16 protein-coding genes are annotated in these 17,395 nt (G+C 64.1%); 9 read left to right on the forward strand and 7 right to left on the reverse strand.

Translation table 11 applies throughout. The features are described 5' to 3' along the window. The first annotated feature begins 107 nt into the window (after positions 1–107). Complete coding sequence (locus NTD88_RS00595; protein WP_262155495.1) at positions 108–470, forward strand: hypothetical protein; 363 nt, start codon at positions 108–110, stop codon at positions 468–470. 69 nt (positions 471–539) lie between these two features. On the opposite strand, the gene NTD88_RS00600 is transcribed toward NTD88_RS00595, so the two are convergent. Next, positions 540–2,087, reverse strand: coding sequence for a beta (1-6) glucans synthase (locus tag NTD88_RS00600; RefSeq protein ID WP_262155494.1), 1,548 nt, complete (start codon positions 2,085–2,087; stop codon positions 540–542). A 329-nt stretch (positions 2,088–2,416) separates the two neighbouring features. On the opposite strand from NTD88_RS00600, the gene NTD88_RS00605 reads away from it, so the two are divergent. From NTD88_RS00605 to NTD88_RS00615, 3 genes are all read left to right on the forward strand, one after another. Further along, entirely contained in the window at positions 2,417–3,265 is an 849-nt protein-coding gene (locus NTD88_RS00605; RefSeq protein ID WP_262155493.1) for a glycine betaine ABC transporter substrate-binding protein, read from the forward strand. A gap of 191 nt (positions 3,266–3,456) precedes the next feature. Then, positions 3,457–3,768 carry a DUF485 domain-containing protein gene (locus NTD88_RS00610; protein ID WP_095155468.1) on the forward strand — a complete coding sequence of 104 codons (312 nt, stop codon included), beginning with the start codon at positions 3,457–3,459 and terminating at the stop codon, positions 3,766–3,768. Next, positions 3,765–5,423, forward strand: coding sequence for a cation acetate symporter (locus NTD88_RS00615; protein WP_095155469.1), 1,659 nt, complete (start codon positions 3,765–3,767; stop codon positions 5,421–5,423). Before NTD88_RS00610 ends, NTD88_RS00615 begins: the two co-directional genes overlap by 4 nt. 72 nt (positions 5,424–5,495) lie before the next feature. On the opposite strand, the gene NTD88_RS00620 is transcribed toward NTD88_RS00615, so the two are convergent. Continuing rightward, complete coding sequence (locus NTD88_RS00620) at positions 5,496–5,654, reverse strand: DUF3309 family protein (RefSeq protein ID WP_175652484.1); 159 nt, start codon at positions 5,652–5,654, stop codon at positions 5,496–5,498. Between the two features lie 225 nt (positions 5,655–5,879). On the opposite strand from NTD88_RS00620, the gene NTD88_RS00625 reads away from it, so the two are divergent. The 3 genes from NTD88_RS00625 (at position 5,880) to csrA (ending at position 7,394) form a co-directional block, all read left to right on the forward strand. Continuing rightward, entirely contained in the window at positions 5,880–6,695 is an 816-nt protein-coding gene (locus NTD88_RS00625) for an SDR family oxidoreductase (RefSeq protein ID WP_095155471.1), read from the forward strand. Positions 6,696–6,743: 48 nt separating this feature from the next. Continuing rightward, a complete protein-coding gene (locus NTD88_RS00630; protein ID WP_095155472.1) occupies positions 6,744–7,079 on the forward strand; it encodes a YnfA family protein in 336 nt (111 codons plus the stop codon). Between the two features lie 129 nt (positions 7,080–7,208). Further along, complete coding sequence (gene csrA / locus NTD88_RS00635) at positions 7,209–7,394, forward strand: carbon storage regulator CsrA (protein ID WP_095155473.1); 186 nt, start codon at positions 7,209–7,211, stop codon at positions 7,392–7,394. 8 nt (positions 7,395–7,402) lie between these two features. On the opposite strand, the gene NTD88_RS00640 is transcribed toward csrA, so the two are convergent. From NTD88_RS00640 to mnmC, 5 genes are all read right to left on the reverse strand, one after another. After that, complete coding sequence (locus tag NTD88_RS00640) at positions 7,403–7,630, reverse strand: YheU family protein (protein ID WP_095155474.1); 228 nt, start codon at positions 7,628–7,630, stop codon at positions 7,403–7,405. A 114-nt stretch (positions 7,631–7,744) separates the two neighbouring features. Next, on the reverse strand, positions 7,745–8,932 hold the full coding sequence (locus NTD88_RS00645; protein WP_095155475.1) for an osmoprotectant NAGGN system M42 family peptidase: 1,188 nt from the start codon (positions 8,930–8,932) through the stop codon (positions 7,745–7,747). Positions 8,933–8,946: 14 nt separating this feature from the next. After that, a complete protein-coding gene (gene ngg, locus NTD88_RS00650) occupies positions 8,947–10,692 on the reverse strand; it encodes an N-acetylglutaminylglutamine synthetase (RefSeq protein WP_262155492.1) in 1,746 nt (581 codons plus the stop codon). 3 nt (positions 10,693–10,695) lie between these two features. Next, positions 10,696–12,483, reverse strand: coding sequence for an N-acetylglutaminylglutamine amidotransferase (locus tag NTD88_RS00655; protein ID WP_262155491.1), 1,788 nt, complete (start codon positions 12,481–12,483; stop codon positions 10,696–10,698). A 179-nt stretch (positions 12,484–12,662) separates the two neighbouring features. Further along, entirely contained in the window at positions 12,663–14,654 is a 1,992-nt protein-coding gene (gene mnmC / locus NTD88_RS00660) for a bifunctional tRNA (5-methylaminomethyl-2-thiouridine)(34)-methyltransferase MnmD/FAD-dependent 5-carboxymethylaminomethyl-2-thiouridine(34) oxidoreductase MnmC (protein ID WP_262155490.1), read from the reverse strand. Between the two features lie 136 nt (positions 14,655–14,790). Here mnmC and pap point away from each other — a divergent pair, with 136 nt between their 5' ends. Further along, complete coding sequence (gene pap / locus NTD88_RS00665) at positions 14,791–16,284, forward strand: polyphosphate:AMP phosphotransferase (protein ID WP_262155489.1); 1,494 nt, start codon at positions 14,791–14,793, stop codon at positions 16,282–16,284. Positions 16,285–16,438: 154 nt separating this feature from the next. Further along, complete coding sequence (locus tag NTD88_RS00670; protein ID WP_262155488.1) at positions 16,439–17,395, forward strand: DMT family transporter; 957 nt, start codon at positions 16,439–16,441, stop codon at positions 17,393–17,395.

Consider the following 17,395-nt stretch of genomic DNA (forward strand, 5'->3'; position numbering starts at 1 on the left):
GTTCCATTTATCCTGGCGTTAAAAGTAGTCGAGGCTGGCGCTTTCGCCTTGCGCAGACCGCCTGGAGGATTATGCTGGGCGCCGATTTTTCTGATTTTGGAGTCACCATGTCTCAGCGTTTGCCACTTATCGCCTTGTTGCTGTTCGTGCCGTTGTGGCTGGCCGCCAGTTATGGGGTTCGCTACGGGTTCATGGAGGATCCGCAGTGGGTGGGGATCTGCTCGGCGCAGGTGCAGGTGTGGGAGTGCCAGGTTCGCTCGACGCTGGGCCTGACCATTCATTTCCGGATTCTGGCGTGGCTGGCGTTGGGACTGGCGCTGCTGGGGACGGTCGTGTCGCACCGGGCCGGGCGCTGGCTGGCGGTGCTGGCGCTGGTGGCGGGGATTCCGGCGCTGGTGTTGTACACCGCGAGTATCGCGGTGTTTGCGGTGGTACTGGCGGGGTTGCGGTTGGTTCGTCGGGCCAGATGAGCCGCGCCCTTTGACAGGGCATTTGAGGGCCTCATCGCTGCCGAACCGCAGCGATGAGGACCGAAAGGACTATCGGGTTTTCAGGCAGCGCCACAACGCAGCGACCATCAACACACTGACCACCGCCCAGCCCCAGGCCTGCAGGCTTTCCAATCCTTCGCGATACAACTGCGGTCCGATCCCGGCACCGACGATCAAGGTCAACAGCGCTACTTCAGCCCGCGCCACCTTCACTGGACGCAGCAGGTAAACCAGTGCCGGCAATACGAACGCGGCACTCGGGAAACTGCGATAGCGCGGATCGAACACCAGCGCCAGCATGCTCACCGCCGCGGCAAAGCCCGCCGCCAGTACCCACCAGCCCGCTCGGGCTTCCAGCCAGGCGAAGGTTCGCTCACGCCAGCCACTGCGCGATGCCAGGGCGAGCGCGCCATGGGCCAGCACGATCAGGTTGAGCCCCACCAGCACCACCACCCACAACCATTCGCCGAAGAAGCGGCTGTTGGTCCGCGCCAGTTCGCCCCACAGGCCGATGCTGGCGGCACCTATCGCTGCCAGCAGCGGCAGGGCCAGGGCGTTGCGGGTGCTGCGGACCGGGCCCGCCAGCACCAGGGTGGCGAGGAACAGCGCGACGCTGGCGGCCAGCCACTGCGGCCACAACGCCAGGTTGCTCACCGGCCCTTCGAGTACGCCCTTGTCGTGGCGGTCGGCGTCGTACAGGCCCCAGTAACCGCCTACCGCGCCTTCGCTGGCGCGTTTCCACGGTTGGTCGAAGGCTTCGATCAGGTTGTAGTGCCAGCCGTTCTTTTCCGCCATGGCGACGAAACCACGGATAAAGCGCGCTTCGTTGACCCGGCTTGGCACCGCGGTTTCGCGCTGGCGGCCCTCGCTGGGCCAGCCGGTTTCACCGATCAGGATGTCCTTGGGCGCGAACTGGTTGCCGAACACCTGGCGGATCTCGCCGACATGGGCCAGCGCGTCGTCGATGCCGCGTGGATCATCTTCCCAGTAGGGCAGCAGGTGAATCGTGAGGAAGTCCACCGCCGGGGCGATTTGCGGGTGCTGCAGCCAGAACTCCCAGACATCGGCGTAGGTCACGGGCACCTGGACCTGGCTTTTCACCTGGCCGATGAGCTCGGCGAGGCGGTCGCCGGTGATCTCTTTGCGCAGCAGCGTTTCGTTGCCGACGATCACTGCGCGGACCACATCCTGGTTGGCGTTGGCCGAGGCGATCAGTGCCTTGATTTCCTTGTCGGTATCCACCGGGTTGCCGTTGACCCAGGCTCCGAGCATCACTTTCAGCCCGTACTTGCGGGCGATATCGGGGATGCCTTCGAGGCCGGTCATGGAATAGGTGCGGATGCACTCGAAGCGTTTCGACAGCAGCGCGAGGTCGGCGTCGATGCGTTCCGGGCGCAGGGTGAAGGGCTGGTCGAAGGGCGACTGGTCCTTGTCGAACGGGGTGTAGGAGGCGCACTGCAATTTGTGCGTGGCGCTGGCGGCATCCGGCAGCACCACCGGCTTGCCGAGCCCGTACCAGAGGCCCGCGAGGGCGAACAGGCCGAGCAGGCAGGCGAACAGATAAGGGGGGAGCGCAAAGCGGGCGGTCGAGGACATGGAACGATCCGGTGAGGCAACAAAGCCGCCAATACTACCCGTAAACACCGGAGGTTTTGCCTTTGGCATGCAAAGTTCGGGCGGGCTTTACCGAGGGCCCCGGGATTGCTGGCGGTGCTGGCAAACTGGTGTCGTTTCTCGATGTTTCGAGGTCGCTGACAGAGCAGGTCCACCACGAGCCGGGGTTGATGATGGGCGCATCAGTACTCCGCTGATGCTCTCTCGGTCCAGGCAACGAGGCGTGATGGGGGCGCCGTGCACCAGAACAAGACGTGGTCCGACCGGCGTCGGGCGCATGACTATCCGTGACGTGACAAGGGGAAGCTTTGATGAAAATGCGACGACTCCTGGGGGCGGGCACCGCCCTGGTATTGGCAATGAGCGCCATGACGGCGATGGCCAAGGAAGTGAGCATCGGCTATGTCGATGGCTGGTCCGACAGTGTGGCAACCACCCATGTGGCCGCGGAGGTCATCAAACAGAAGCTGGGCTATGACGTGAAACTCATGCCCGTGGCGACCGGGATCATGTGGCAGGGCGTAGCCACCGGCAAACTCGACGCCATGCTCTCGGCCTGGCTGCCCGTCACCCACGGCGAATACTGGACGAAGAACAAGGACAACGTCGTCGACTATGGCCCGAACTTCAAGGACGCCAAGATCGGCCTGATCGTGCCGGAGTACGTCAAGGCGCAGTCAGTCGCCGACCTCAAGACCGATGACAGCTTCAAGAAGAAAATCGTCGGCATCGACGCCGGTTCCGGCGTGATGATCAAGAGCGAACAGGCGATCAAGGACTACGACCTCACCGGCTACAAACTGCAGGCCAGTTCCGGCGCGGCGATGACCGCCGAACTGGGCCGTGCCTATGCCAAGCAGCAGTCCATCGCCGTCACCGGCTGGGTACCGCACTGGATGTTCGCCAAGTGGAAACTGCGCTTCCTCGAAGACCCCAAGGGCGTGTACGGCGCCGCGGAAACCGTCAACAGCATCGGCAGCAAGGAACTGGCGACCAAGGCGCCGGAAGTGGCGGAGTTCCTGAAGAAGTTCTCCTGGCAGTCGAAAGACGAAATCGGCGAGGTCATGTTGGCCATTCAAGAGGGCGCCAAGCCCGATGCCGCCGCGAAGGATTGGGTAGCCAAACACCCCGAACGCGTTGCCGAGTGGGTCGGCAAATAATGGCTTGATGCCTCTATCCTGAGCCTTCCAGGGCCGCCCCCGGTTTATCCGGTGGGCGGCCCTTCTGTTTGCGGGCTTTTACAGTCTTTGCAAAAGACTTTTACATCTAAGACTAAGGTCGTCTGGAGTGCGTTCATAGGCAGCATAAAGTGGAGTCGTTCTATCTAATCTGTGCTGCGAGGACAAAAACAATGAACGACAGCATTTACCTATCGATACAAAACAGCCCGCGGTTCAAGGAGCTGGTTTCAAAACGTGAACGATTCGCCTGGATTCTCTCGGCAATCATGCTCGGTCTCTATTCTGCTTTCATCCTTCTGATTGCCTACGGTCCCCAACTGCTGGGAACCAAGATCAGCCCTGACTCTTCGATTACCTGGGGTATTCCCCTGGGCGTGGGACTGATCCTGTCAGCCTTCATCCTCACCGGTATCTATGTGCGTCGCGCCAACGGTGAATTCGATGAGCTGAACAACGCAATCCTCAAGGAGGCTCAGCAATGATCCGGCGTCTACTGGCAACCCTGGCCATCGGCGCGTTCGCACCCGCCGTCTGGGCCGCCGACGCCCTGACCGGCGCGGTACAGAAACAACCGCTGAACGTTGCGGCGATCCTCATGTTCGTCGCCTTCGTTGGCGCCACCCTGTGCATCACCTACTGGGCTTCGAAAAAGAACAACTCGGCGTCCGACTACTACGCTGCCGGCGGCAAGATCACTGGCTTCCAGAACGGTCTGGCGATTGCCGGTGACTACATGTCCGCGGCGTCCTTCCTGGGTATTTCCGCCCTGGTGTTCACTTCCGGCTATGACGGCCTGATCTACTCGATCGGCTTCCTGGTCGGCTGGCCGATCATCCTCTTCCTGATCGCCGAACGCCTGCGCAACCTGGGTAAATACACCTTTGCTGACGTGGCGTCCTATCGCCTCGGCCAGAAAGAAATCCGCACCCTGTCGGCCTCCGGCTCGCTGGTGGTGGTGGCGTTCTACCTGATCGCGCAAATGGTCGGTGCCGGCAAGCTGATCCAGCTGCTGTTCGGTCTGGACTACCACGTTGCGGTCATCCTGGTCGGTATCCTGATGTGCCTGTACGTGCTGTTCGGCGGCATGCTGGCGACCACCTGGGTACAGATCATCAAGGCAGTGCTGCTGCTCTCCGGTGCCAGCTTCATGGCGCTGATGGTGATGAAGCACGTCAACTTCAACTTCAGCGAACTGTTCTCCCAGGCCATCGCCGTTCACCCTAAAGGTGAAGCGATCATGAGCCCTGGCGGTCTGGTGAAAGATCCGATCTCGGCGTTCTCGCTGGGTCTGGCGCTGATGTTCGGTACTGCTGGCCTGCCACACATCCTGATGCGCTTCTTCACCGTGAGCGATGCTAAAGAAGCCCGCAAATCGGTGTTCTACGCCACTGGCTTCATCGGCTACTTCTACATCCTGACCTTCATCATCGGCTTCGGCGCGATCCTGCTGGTCAGCACCAACCCGGCCTTCAAGGACGCTGCAGGTGCCTTGCTGGGCGGTAACAACATGGCGGCGGTGCACCTGGCCAACGCCGTGGGCGGCAGCATCTTCCTCGGCTTCATCTCGGCAGTGGCCTTCGCCACCATCCTGGCGGTGGTTGCCGGCCTGACCCTGGCAGGCGCTTCGGCGGTATCCCACGACCTGTACGCCAGCGTATGGCGCAAGGGCAAAGTCAACGATAAGGATGAGATCCGCGTTTCGAAGATCACCACCATCGCCCTGGCGGTGCTGGCCATCGGCCTGGGTATCCTCTTCGAAAGCCAGAACATCGCGTTCATGGTGGGCCTGGCGTTCTCCATCGCCGCGAGCTGCAACTTCCCGGTACTGCTGCTCTCGATGTACTGGAAGAAGCTGACCACCCGTGGCGCCATGATCGGCGGCTGGATGGGCCTGATCAGCGCCGTGGCCCTGATGGTGCTCGGCCCGACCATCTGGGTACAGATCCTGCACCACGAGAAACCGATCTACCCGTACGAGTACCCGGCACTGTTCTCCATGCTGATTGCTTTCGTCGGTATCTGGTTCTTCTCGATCACCGACAAGTCCAAGGCGGCCGACGAAGAACGCGCACTGTTCTTCCCGCAGTTCGTCCGTTCGCAGACCGGCCTGGGCGCCAGCGGTGCGGTTTCGCACTGATCGACCCGGCAATGAAAAAGACAGCCCTCGGGCTGTCTTTTTTTTGCCTGCGGGAGGCGGTTCAGACGCGGGTCATATGTAGCCGAGCAATAGCAATATCAACAGGACGATCAGCACGGTACCGATGATGCCCGATGGTCCGTAGCCCCAGCTTCTGGAGTGCGGGAATACCGGCAGGCCACCGATCAGCAGCAGGATCAGGATGATGATTAGAATTGTGCCCATGACGATTCCTCTGGTTTCGGTCGGATGGGCAGACCTGGCTTTCAGGCCCGCTTGTAATTGCGACTCCTGCCGTGAGGGAAAAGTTTAATTAACCTCACGTTTGGCCTCTTGGAGAGCCCCGCAATTCACGCCTTTTTTTGCCCGTGCCATTCAGCAACCTGATACCGCGTGGGCCGGCGCAGGGCCTTCGCTACACTGGCCTTCACCGTCAAGCACACAAGGCAGCTGGCTATGCAGAACCGCATGATGATCACTGGCGCGGGATCCGGACTGGGTCGTGAAATTGCCCTGCGCTGGGCCCGTGAGGGCTGGCGTCTGGCATTGAGCGATGTCAGCGAGGAAGGCCTCAAACAGACCCTGGCGCTGGTTCGCGAGGCGGGCGGCAGCGGCTTTATCCAGCGCTGCGATGTCCGCGACTACAGCCAGTTGATCGCCCTGGCCCAGGCCTGCGAAGAGCACTTCGACGGCATCGATGTGATCGTCAACAACGCCGGCGTGGCTTCGGGCGGGTTCTTCGCCGAGCTGTCGCTGGAGGACTGGGACTGGCAGATCGCGATCAACCTCATGGGCGTGGTCAAGGGCTGCAAGGCGTTCTTGCCGCTGCTGGAGCGCAGCAAGGGGCGGATCATCAATATCGCGTCCATGGCCGCGCTGATGCAGGGCCCGGCGATGAGCAACTACAACGTCGCCAAGGCCGGCGTGGTGGCGCTGTCCGAGAGTCTGCTGGTGGAACTGCGGCAACTCGACGTGGCGGTGCATGTGGTCTGCCCGTCGTTCTTCCAGACCAACCTGCTGGACTCCTTCCGCGGCCCGACGCCCGCGATGAAGGCCCAGGTCGGCAAGCTGCTGGAAAGCTCGCCGATCAGCGCCACCGATATCGCCGAGTACATCTACCAGCAGGTCGCCCGCGGCCAGTTCATGATCCTGCCGCACGAGCAGGGCCGGATGGCCTGGCAACTCAAGCAGCACAATCCGCAGGCGCTCTACGACGAAATGGCGAGCATGGCGGAGAAAATGCGCGCCAAAGGCCGTCAGCCGCAATCCTGAGCGGCGGCATCGGGTATCCTCGGCGCTTTGCCAGCATTGGGGATACCTGTGGTCAATTACCTGTTGTTCTTCCTCGCGGCGGTGTTCGAGATCGCCGGTTGCTACGCCTTCTACATGTGGCTGCGCCTGGGCAAGAGCGCCTGGTGGATCGCCCCGGCGCTGCTCAGCCTGACCCTCTTCGCCCTGCTGCTGACCCGTGTCGAGTCGGCTTACGCCGGGCGTGCCTATGCCGCCTATGGCGGAATCTATATTGTCACTTCATTGCTCTGGCTGGCGCTGGTGGAGCGCGGCCGGCCGCTGGGCAGCGACTGGATCGGCGGGTTGCTCTGCGTGGCGGGTGCGACGGTCATCCTGCTGGGGCCGAGGTTCCACAGCGCGGGCTGATCTTGTGGGAAGAATGTGTAGGGCATTTCCGTTAGTCGCGTAGGTCGTCTCTCTTTCAAGATCAGACCATTGAAGCGGACTACCCCGACAGCCAGTCTCCGAATTCACCTTGAAATGGAGGATTCGGGAATGTTGGTTATAGGACGTGAAATAGGCGAGGTCATCAACATCGGCGACGACATCAAGCTCAAGGTTCTGGCCGTGGATGGCGGGACCGTGCGTTTCGGTATCAGCGCGCCGCGTGATGTCGAGATTCATCGCGCGGAGATCTACAAGCGCCTGGCCGAGCAACTGGAGAAGGAGGCGGCCAGTTAGCCGTCGGGTCAGTCGAGCAGTTCCTTGGGCACATCGTGCTTGGCCAGCAACTGGCACTGCTGGCTTTCGAGGTCGAAGAGGATGAATGCCTGACCCTTGGCCAGCGCCTGGCGAACCCGCAGTACGCGGGTTTCCAGCGGGGTGTCGTCGCCGTTGTCGGTGCCTTCGCGGGTGACGAAATCCTCGATCAGGCGGGTCAGGGTCTCGGCTTCGAGTTGGTCGTAGGGGATCAGCATCTGGAGCAGGCCTTGGGGGAGGGGGATGGCACATGCTACCTGTGTTTGTTCTTTCGGGCCTCATCGCTGGCGTGTCGGGCCGCCGAACCGCAGCGATGAGGCCCTCAATTCAACTCACTGATCCCGCCTGCCCAGCACCTCCTCGACCGCCGGCACCCGCGTATCACTCTCCATCTGCGCGTCATGCTCAAGCTGATGACTGAACCGCTCCAGTGAACTCCCCGCCGGCTGCGAGTCGGCGGCGAACACCGGTGGGCTCAGCAGGTACGCGCCCAGCAATCGGCTCAGCGCCGCGAGGCTGTCGATATGGGTGCGTTCATAACCGTGAGTCGCGTCGCAACCGAAGGCCAGCAGCGCGGTGCGGATGTCGTGTCCGGCGGTGATCGCCGAGTGGGCGTCGCTGAAGTAGTAGCGGAACAGGTCGCGCCGCACCGGCAGGTTGTGTTCATGGGCCAGGTGCAGCAGGTGCCGCGACAGGTGGTAGTCGTAAGGCCCGGAAGAATCCTGCATCGCCACGCTCACGGCGTGTTCGCTGGAGTGCTGGCCGGGCGCGACCGGGGCGATGTCGATGCCGACGAATTCACTGACATCCCAGGGCAGGGCGCCCGCTGCACCGGAGCCGGTTTCTTCGGTGATGGTGAACAGCGGATGGCAGTCGATCTGCGGCTGCTGGCCGCTTTCGACAATGGCCTTGAGCGCCGCCAGCAATGCCGCGACGCCGGCTTTGTCATCCAGGTGCCGGGCGCTGATATGGCCGCTTTCGGTGAACTCGGGCAAGGGATCGAAGGCGACGAAATCACCGATGTTGATCCCCAGCGACTCGCAATCGGCGCGGGTCGCGCAGTAGGCGTCCAGGCGCACTTCGATGTGCTCCCAGCTCACCGGCATCTGGTCGATGGCGGTGTTGAAGGCGTGTCCGCTGGCCATCAGCGGCAGCACACTGCCGCGCAACACGCCGTTGTCGGTGAACACGCTGACCCGGCTGCCTTCGGCGAAACGACTCGACCAGCAACCCACCGCCGCCAGGCCCAGGCGGCCGTTGTCTTGCAGGTTGCGTACGCTGGCGCCGATGGTGTCCAGGTGCGCGGAGACGGCGCGGTCCGGGGAGTTCTTGCGGCCCTTGAGGGTGGCGCGGATGGTGCCGCGACGGGTCAGCTCGAAGGGGATGCCCAGTTCTTCCAGGCGTTCGGCGACGTAGCGCACGATGGTGTCGGTAAAGCCGGTGGGGCTGGGGATCGCGAGCATTTCCAGCAGGACTTTCTGCAGGTAGTTCAGGTCCGGTTCGGGTAGTGGGGCGGGCATACGCACTCCTTGGTTCATGGCGTGGGCCGGCTGTGGGGAAACAGCAGGTCGACGAAACGTTCGGCAGTGGGTTGAGGTTCGTGGTTGGCGAGGCCAACGCGTTCATTGGCTTCGATGAACACGTACTCCGGCTGATCGGCGGCGCGGACCATCAGGTCCAGCCCGACCACCGGGATATCGAGGGCTCGGGCGGCCTGGATCGCGGCGTCGACCAGGGTCGGGTGCAATTGCGCGGTGACGTCTTCGAGGCAGCCGCCGGTGTGCAGGTTGGCGGTACGGCGGACCGCCAGGCGCTGCCCGGCGGGCAGCACGCTGTGGTAGTCGAGACCGGCGGCGTGCAGGGTGCGCGCGGTTTCGTCGTCCAGCGGGATGCGGCTTTCGCCAGCGGTTGCGGCCTGGCGTCGACGGCTCTGGGCTTCGATCAACGCGCCGATGCTGTGCAGGCCATCGCCGATCACCTCGGCCGGGTGGCGGATCGCCGCAGCCACCACTTCGAAACCGATCACCACGATGCGCAGGTCGAGTCCTTCGTGGAAACTTTCCAGCAGCACCCGGCTGTCGAAGCGACGGGCCTGTTCGATGGCGTGGTTGAGTTCGTCGAGACTGCTCAGGTTGACGGCAACGCCGTTGCCCTGTTCGCCATCCACCGGCTTGACCACCACCGCGCCGTGGTCTTCGAGGAAGGCCAGGTTGTCATCCGCGCTGCCGGCCAGTTGCTGGGCCGGCAGCTTCAGGCCGGCGGCGGCGAGGGTCTTGTGGGTCAGTTGCTTGTCCTGACAGAGGGTCATGCTGACGGCGCTGGTCAGGTCGCTCAGCGACTCGCGGCAACGCACCCGGCGCCCACCATGGATCAGGGTGAACAGCCCGGCATCGGCATCATCCACCTGCACATCGATGCCGCGGCGATAAGCTTCCTCGACGATGATCCGCGCGTAGGGATTGAGTCCGGCTTCGGGACCGGGCCCGAGGAACAGCGGCTGGTTGATGCCGTTCTTGCGCTTGACCGCGAAGGTCGGCAGGTTGCGGAAGCCGAGCTTGGCGTAGAGGCGCTTGGCCTGGCGGTTGTCGTGCAGCACCGAGAGGTCGAGGTGGCTGAGCCCGCGGCTCATGAAGTGCTCGATCAGGTGGCGCACCAGCACCTCGCCGACACCTGGCCGGGTGGTGTTCGGGTCCACCGCCAGGCACCAGAGGCTGCTGCCCAGCTCCGGGTCGTCGAAGGCCTTGTGGTGGTTCAGGCCCATGACGCTGCCGATCACCGCGCCGCTGTCTTCGTCCTCGGCCAGCCAGTACACCGGCCCGCCGAGATGACGCGGGGTCAGCAGGGCGGTGTTCACCGGCAGCATGCCGCGGGTCAGGTACAGCGTGTTGATCGCCTGCCAGTCCTCGTCGCTTTGCGCGCGGCGGATGCGGAAACCACGGAACACCCGCTGCGCCGGGCGGTAGTCGCTGAACCACAGGCGCAGGGTGTCGGACGGATCGAGGAACAGTTGCTGCGGCGCCTGGGCCAGCACTTGTTGCGGGGCGGCGACATAAAGGGCGATATCGCGCTCGCCGGGTTGTTCTTCGAGCAGCGCGGCGGCCAGCAGGGCCGGCTCGGAATAGGTGTGGCCGACCAGCAACCGGCCCCAGCCGCAATGCAGGGCGCGGGGCTCGTCGCTGGGTTCGTTGCCGTCACCGGCCAGGCGCGCCTGCAGCCGTTCATAGGACGGCACCTGGCCGCGCAGCAAGCGTTGGCCGTAGGCGGAAGTGTGAGGCTTCATCGGTCAGATTCCTTGTTCGCTGAGCCACAGGTTGAGGGCCGCCAGTTGCCACAGTTTCGAACCGCGCAATGGTGTGAGCTGGCCATGCGGGTCGCTCAGCAGGCGGTCGAGCATGGCCGGATTGAACAGGCCGCGATCCTGGCTCGGGTCGAGCAGCAATTCGCGCACCCAGTCGAGGGTCGCGCCTTGCAGATGCTTGAGGCCGGGCACCGGGAAATAGCCTTTCTTGCGGTCGATCACTTCGCTTGGGATGACCAGCCGCGCAGCTTCCTTGAGCACTTGCTTACCGCCGTCGGGCAGCTTGAAGCGCGCCGGAATCCGCGCCGACAGCTCGACCAGGCGGTAATCGAGGAACGGCGTGCGCGCTTCCAGGCCCCAGGCCATGGTCATGTTGTCGACCCGCTTGACCGGGTCATCCACCAGCATCACCGTGCTGTCCAGGCGCAGCGCCTTGTCCACCGCCTCGCGGGCGCCGGGCTGGGCGAAGTGCTCGCGGACGAAATCACCGGCGGCGTCGTGCTCCAGCAGCCAAGGCAATTGCACGGTGTCGCGGTACTCGCCGTGGCTGCGGTCGAAGAACGCGGCGCGGTAAGCCGCGAGCGGGTCCTGCGCGCCATCCACCTGCGGATACCAGTGATAACCGGCGAACAGCTCGTCGGCGCCCTGGCCGCTCTGCACCACCTTGCAGTGCTTGGCCACTTCCCGCGACAGCAGGTAGAAGGCGATGCAGTCGTGGCTGACCATCGGCTCGCTCATGGCCCGGAAGGCCGCTGGCAACTGGGTGATGATCTCGCGTTCGTCGATGCGCAACTGGTGGTGACGGGTGCCGTAGTGTTTGGCGATCAGGTCGGAGTATTGGAATTCGTCGCCGCGTTCGCCGCCGGCATCTTCGAAGCCGATGGAGAAGGTCGACAGGTCTTCGACCCCGGCCTCGCGCAACAAGCCCACAAGCAGACTGGAATCGACGCCGCCGGAGAGCAGCACGCCAACATCGACGGCCGCGCGCTGACGGATCGCCACCGCCTCGCGGGTGCTGTCCAGAACGCGGTCGCGCCAGTCTTCCAGGCCCAGGTCCTGTTCATCGGTGTGGGGCCCGTAATGCAGGCTCCACCACTGTTGCTGCTGGCTGCGGCCCTGGGCGTCGATACGCATCCAGGTGGCTGGCGGCAGTTTCTCGATATTCGCCAGCAGGGTGCGTGGTGCTGGCACCACGGCATGGAAGTTCAGGTAGTGATTGAGCGCCACCGGGTCCAGCACCGGGTCGATATCGCCGCCTTTCAACAGGGCCGGCAAGGTCGAGGCGAAACGCAGGCGTTCGTTGGTCCGCGACAGGTACAGCGGCTTCACGCCGAGGCGGTCGCGGGCGAGGAACAGTTGCTGGCGGTCGCGCTCCCAGATCGCCAGGGCGAACATGCCGTTCAGCCGTGGCAGAAGCTGTTCGCCCCAGGCGTGATAGCCCTTGAGCAGCACTTCGGTGTCGCCGCCGGAATAAAAGACGTAGCCGAGGCTTTCCAGCTCGCTGCGCAGTTCCGGGAAGTTGTAGATGGCACCGTTGAAGGCCAGCGACAAGCCCAGTTGCGCATCGACCATGGGCTGGGCCGAGCCATCGGACAGGTCCATGATTTTCAGGCGACGATGGCCCAGGGCAATCGGCCCCTGGCTATGGAAGCCCCAGGCGTCGGGGCCGCGGGGTGCCAGGTGATGGGTTATCCGTTCAACCGCGGCGAGGTCCGCCGGGCGCGAAGGGGTGGCTACAGGGGTGAAACGAAACTCTCCAGCTAATCCGCACATAAGTCCTTACCGGTTTTGCCGTTGGGGAAGGTGCCCGAAAGGTGGGCACTCAGAAACTGACCGGTGCGAATCCTGGGAGTTTTAGATCGATATGGAATAAGTGGAAATGCCGGACCGAGACAACTCCGCCTGCGCCCGACCTCGCCCCCTGTAGGCGCGAGCTTGCTCGCGAAGCTCGTTTACCGCCCGCTACCGCGCTTCAATTCCCGCAACATGAACCGATTCGGATGACAGGCCTCCGCCAGTTCCCGCGGCACCGGCAGTGCATCGCCGTTGATCCACGCCGCCACCAATTCCCCGCACAACGGCGCGGTAATCAGCCCGCGAGAACCGTGTCCGCTGTTCACATAAAGCCCCTCCAGCCACGGGCAGTCCGCCTCGGGAACCTGCCGGGCGTTCTTCGCCAGGGCGGCGTAGGTCGCGGCGAACCTCGGCGCATCCGCCACCGGCCCCACCAGCGGCAGGTAATCCGGGGTGGTACAGCGAAACGCTGCGCGGCCTTCCAGTCGCTGCGGGTCTTGGTGTTCGATATCCAGCCGCTCGGCCAGATCGGCGGAGATCTCCCGCAGCAGCTCCAGGTTGCTGTGATGTTCCTCGGCGGTCGGGGTCAGGTCGGTGCTGTGGAAATCGAAGCTGGCGCCGAGGGTATGTTCGCCATGCCGCGACGGCGCGACATAGCCGTCGGCGCAGACCACGGTGTTCAGCGCCTGGCTGGCGGCGGTGACCGGCAGGCGGGTGATCTGCCCGCGTATGCGCTTGAGCGGCAAGCCGGCGCAGCCTTCGAAGCGCTGGATATCGGCGGCACCGGCCAGCACCACCACCGGCGCCGAGGCCAGCAGTCGCTCGCCGTCCCAGGCTTGCCAGAGGCCATCGACCTTGCGCAGTTGCAGCACGTCATGGTGGGTGAGTAGGCGGACATTGGGCTGCGCGGACTGCCAGTGGCAGAGTGCCGGCGGATGCACCCAACCGCCTTCCGGGTAGAACAGCCCGCCGCTGGCCAGCGCCACGCCGGCCACGGCCTCGGCGTGCTGACGGTCCAGGCGTTGCAGCAGCTCATCGTCGAAGGCGCCGGCCAGGACGGCCTGGCGCTGGTCTTCCTTGTCGTCGAAGGCCAATTGCAGCACGCCGCAATCGTCCCAGTCGGTGCCGCGCTGCAAGCGCTCCAGCAGACGCCGGGTATGGCCGAAGCCGCTGACGATCAGTTGCGAGAGCACGGTGCCGTGGGCCGACAGTTTCAGGTACAGCACGCCCTGCGGATTGCCCGAGGCTTCCTGCGCCGGGCCGGCGTGACGTTCCAGCAGCTCGACCTGCCAGCCGCGCGCGGCGAGGCTCGCGGCACTGGCGCAACCGGCCAGCCCGGCACCGATCACCAGCGCCTGTTGCGGGCCGGACAGCGCCGGCGGTCGGCGATACCAGGGCGCCACGGGAGCCGGGGCGGGCTGATCCTCTGGCCAGCCTTCGAAGCGTCCGCGCAGCACTTCCCACTTCTTGCCGATGCCGGGAATGCGCTTCATCTTGAAGCCCACCGCGATCAGCGCCCGGCGCACCCAGCCGGTGCTGGTGAAGGTGCCCAGCGTGGTGCCGGGCACGGAAAGCCGGCCGACCTGGGCGAACAGCTCCGGGGTCCACATGTCGGGGTTTTTCGCCGGGGCGAAGCCATCGAGGAACCAGGCGTCGACCTGGCCGTCCAGTTTGCCGAACTGCTCGCTGGCGTCACCGATCAGCAGGGTCAGGCTGACCCGGCCGTTATCGAAGAGGAAGTGCTGGTAACCCTCGTGCACCGCGACGTATTGCTGCAGTAGCGGCTCACTGAAGGTCGTCAGTTCCGGCCACAGCGCCAGGGCGCGGCCGAGGTCGTCGCGGCTGAGGGGAAACTTCTCGGCGCTGATGAAATGCAGGCGGCTATCGGCGGGCGCGTGTTGCTCGAACAACTGCCAGGCGCAGAAGAAATTCAGGCCGGTGCCAAAGCCGGTTTCGCCGATGGTCAGGCCGCTTCCCGGCGCCAGGGCCTTGAGGCGTTCGCGCAGGTCGTTCTGCTCGATGAACACGTGCTCGGTTTCCGCCAGGCTCTGGTCCTTGGAGAAATAGATGTCGTCGTACTGCCGCGAATGCGGTCGGCCTTGTTCGTCCCAGTCGATCTGGGCGTGGCGTGGGGCGGGGGTGTCGGTCATGGCGGGCTCGGCTACAGCGGATGGCGCATTCTAGCTGATCGCCCGGCGGCCGTTTGACCTGGCGCAAGCTCGCGCACGGCAGCGACAAAATCGATGGCGATCCGCTAGTCTTGCTTATCCAAGAAGGGAGCCTGGTATGTTTGAATCCGCTGAAATCGGTCACGCGATCGACAAAGAAACCTACGACGCCGAAGTGCCCGCCCTGCGCGAGGCGCTGCTCGAAGCGCAGTTCGAACTCAAGCAGCAGGCACGTTTCCCGGTCATCGTGCTGATCAACGGCATCGAAGGCGCTGGCAAAGGCGAGACGGTCAAGCTGCTCAATGAATGGATGGACCCACGGCTGATCGAGGTGCGCACCTTCGACCAGCAGAGCGATGAAGAACTGGCCCGGCCACCGGCCTGGCGCTACTGGCGGGCACTGCCGGCCAAGGGGCGGATGGGCGTGTTCTTCGGCAACTGGTACAGCCAGATGCTGCAGGGGCGGGTTCATGGCCAGTTCAAGGACGCGGTGCTGGACCAGGCCATCAGCGGCGCCGAGCGCCTGGAGCAGATGCTCTGCGATGAAGGCGCGCTGATCTTCAAGTTCTGGTTCCACCTGTCCAAGAAACAGATGAAGGGGCGGCTCAAGGCGCTCAAGGCTGACCCGCACAGCCGCTGGATGATCAGCCCGCTGGACTGGCAGCAGTCGGAAACCTACGACCGCTTCGTGCGCTTCGGCGAGCGGGTGCTGCGTCGCACCAGCCGCGACTATGCGCCATGGCATGTGATCGAAGGCTCGGACCCGCATTACCGCAGCCTGGCGGTCGGGCGGATTCTGCTGGAGGGTCTGCAAAACGCCCTCAAGACCGAAGGCGCGATCAAGCAGCCCACCCACATTGCCCCGCTGGGCGAGAGCATCGACCAGCTCAGCCTGCTGGACAGCCTCGACCTGAGCGTGCGGCTGGACAAGAACGACTACCAGGACCAACTGCTCAGCGAGCAGGCACGCCTGGCCGGGCTGCTGCGCGACAAGCGCATGAAGCACCATTCGCTGGTGGCGGTGTTCGAAGGCAATGACGCGGCGGGCAAGGGCGGGGCGATCCGCCGGGTGGCCGCGGCGCTGGACCCGCGTCAGTACCGCATCATTCCCATCGCCGCACCGACCGAGGAAGAACGCGCGCAGCCGTATCTGTGGCGCTTCTGGCGGCACATCCCGGCACGCGGCAAATTCACCGTCTTCGACCGTTCCTGGTACGGGCGGGTGCTGGTGGAGCGGGTCGAGGGCTTCTGCACGCCAGCCGACTGGATGCGCGCCTACGGCGAGATCAACGATTTCGAAGAGCAGTTGAGCAATGCCGGCGTGGTGGTGGTGAAGTTCTGGCTGTCCATCGACCAGCAGACCCAACTGGAGCGCTTCCAGGAGCGCGAGCAGATCCCGTTCAAGCGCTTCAAGATCACCGAGGAAGACTGGCGCAACCGCGACAAATGGGACCTGTATGCCAACGCGGTGGGCGATATGGTCGACCGCACCAGCACCGAAATCGCCGCCTGGACCCTGGTGGAAGCCAACGACAAGCGCTGGGCCCGGGTGAAAGTGCTGCGCACCATCAACGACGCGCTGGAGGCGGCGTTTCGCAAACACAAGAAATAGATAGCGGCTTGGGGGAGCTGGTTGGCCAGCTCCCGCGAGAAGCCCCGGCCTTTTGAAGGGGCGCGATGTCCTTTCTGGACCAGCACCGCACCGGGTCCAGCTGTCAGTGTGTTGCCGTACACCCAACCACCACCCCGGGTTATCGAGGCCATCAATGCATATCTCTTCCGGACGCTGGGGCTATGGTCTGTTCCTGGCGCTATTGACGGCCCTGCTGTGGGGCATTCTTCCGGTCAAGCTCAAGCAGGTCCTGCTGGTCATGGACCCGATCACCGTCACCTGGTATCGCCTGCTGGTCTCCGGCGGGCTCTTGTTCTCGTGGCTGGCGGCAACCCGCCGGCTGCCGTCGTTCGCGCCGCTGGGGCGACGCGGCAAGCTGTTGGTGGCGGTCTGCACCTTCGGCCTGGTGGGCAATTACGTGCTTTATCTCATCGGCCTGAAGCTGGTCAGTGCCGGCACCGCGCAGTTGGTGGTGCAGGTGGGGCCGGTGTTGTTGCTGATCGGCAGCGTGTTTCTGTTCAAGGAGCATTTCAGTGCCGGGCAGGGTGTCGGTCTGGCCCTGTTGCTGGCGGGTTTCGGGCTGTTCTTCAACCAGCGGCTGGAGGAATTGCTGACCTCACTCAGCGCCTACACCACCGGCGTGCTGGTGATTCTGCTGGCGTCGACGATCTGGGTGTTCTACGCCCTCGGCCAGAAGCAATTGCTGACGGTGTGGAATTCCATGCAGGTGATGATGGTGATCTACCTGTGCTGCGCGCTGTTGCTGACGCCTTGGGCGCATCCGCTGGAAGTGCTGCAACTGACGGCGCTGCAAGGCTGGCTGCTGCTGGCCTGCTGCCTGAATACTCTGGTTGCCTACGGCGCGTTCGCCGAGGCGCTGGCGCACTGGGAGGCTTCGCGGGTCAGCGCGACCCTGGCGCTCACGCCGTTGGTGACGTTCGTCGCCGTGGCGCTGGCCGCGTGGTTGTGGCCGGATTATGTAACCGCCGAGCAGATCAACGGCCTCGGGTATGCCGGTGCGTTGGTGGTGGTGCTGGGGTCGGCGCTGACCGCCCTGGGGCCGTCGATCAGCGCCGGCTGGCGGGCCAGGCGCGCACGCCTGGCCCGTTGA

This window comes from Pseudomonas sp. 20P_3.2_Bac5, assembly GCF_025466035.1.
Lineage (GTDB): Bacteria > Pseudomonadota > Gammaproteobacteria > Pseudomonadales > Pseudomonadaceae > Aquipseudomonas.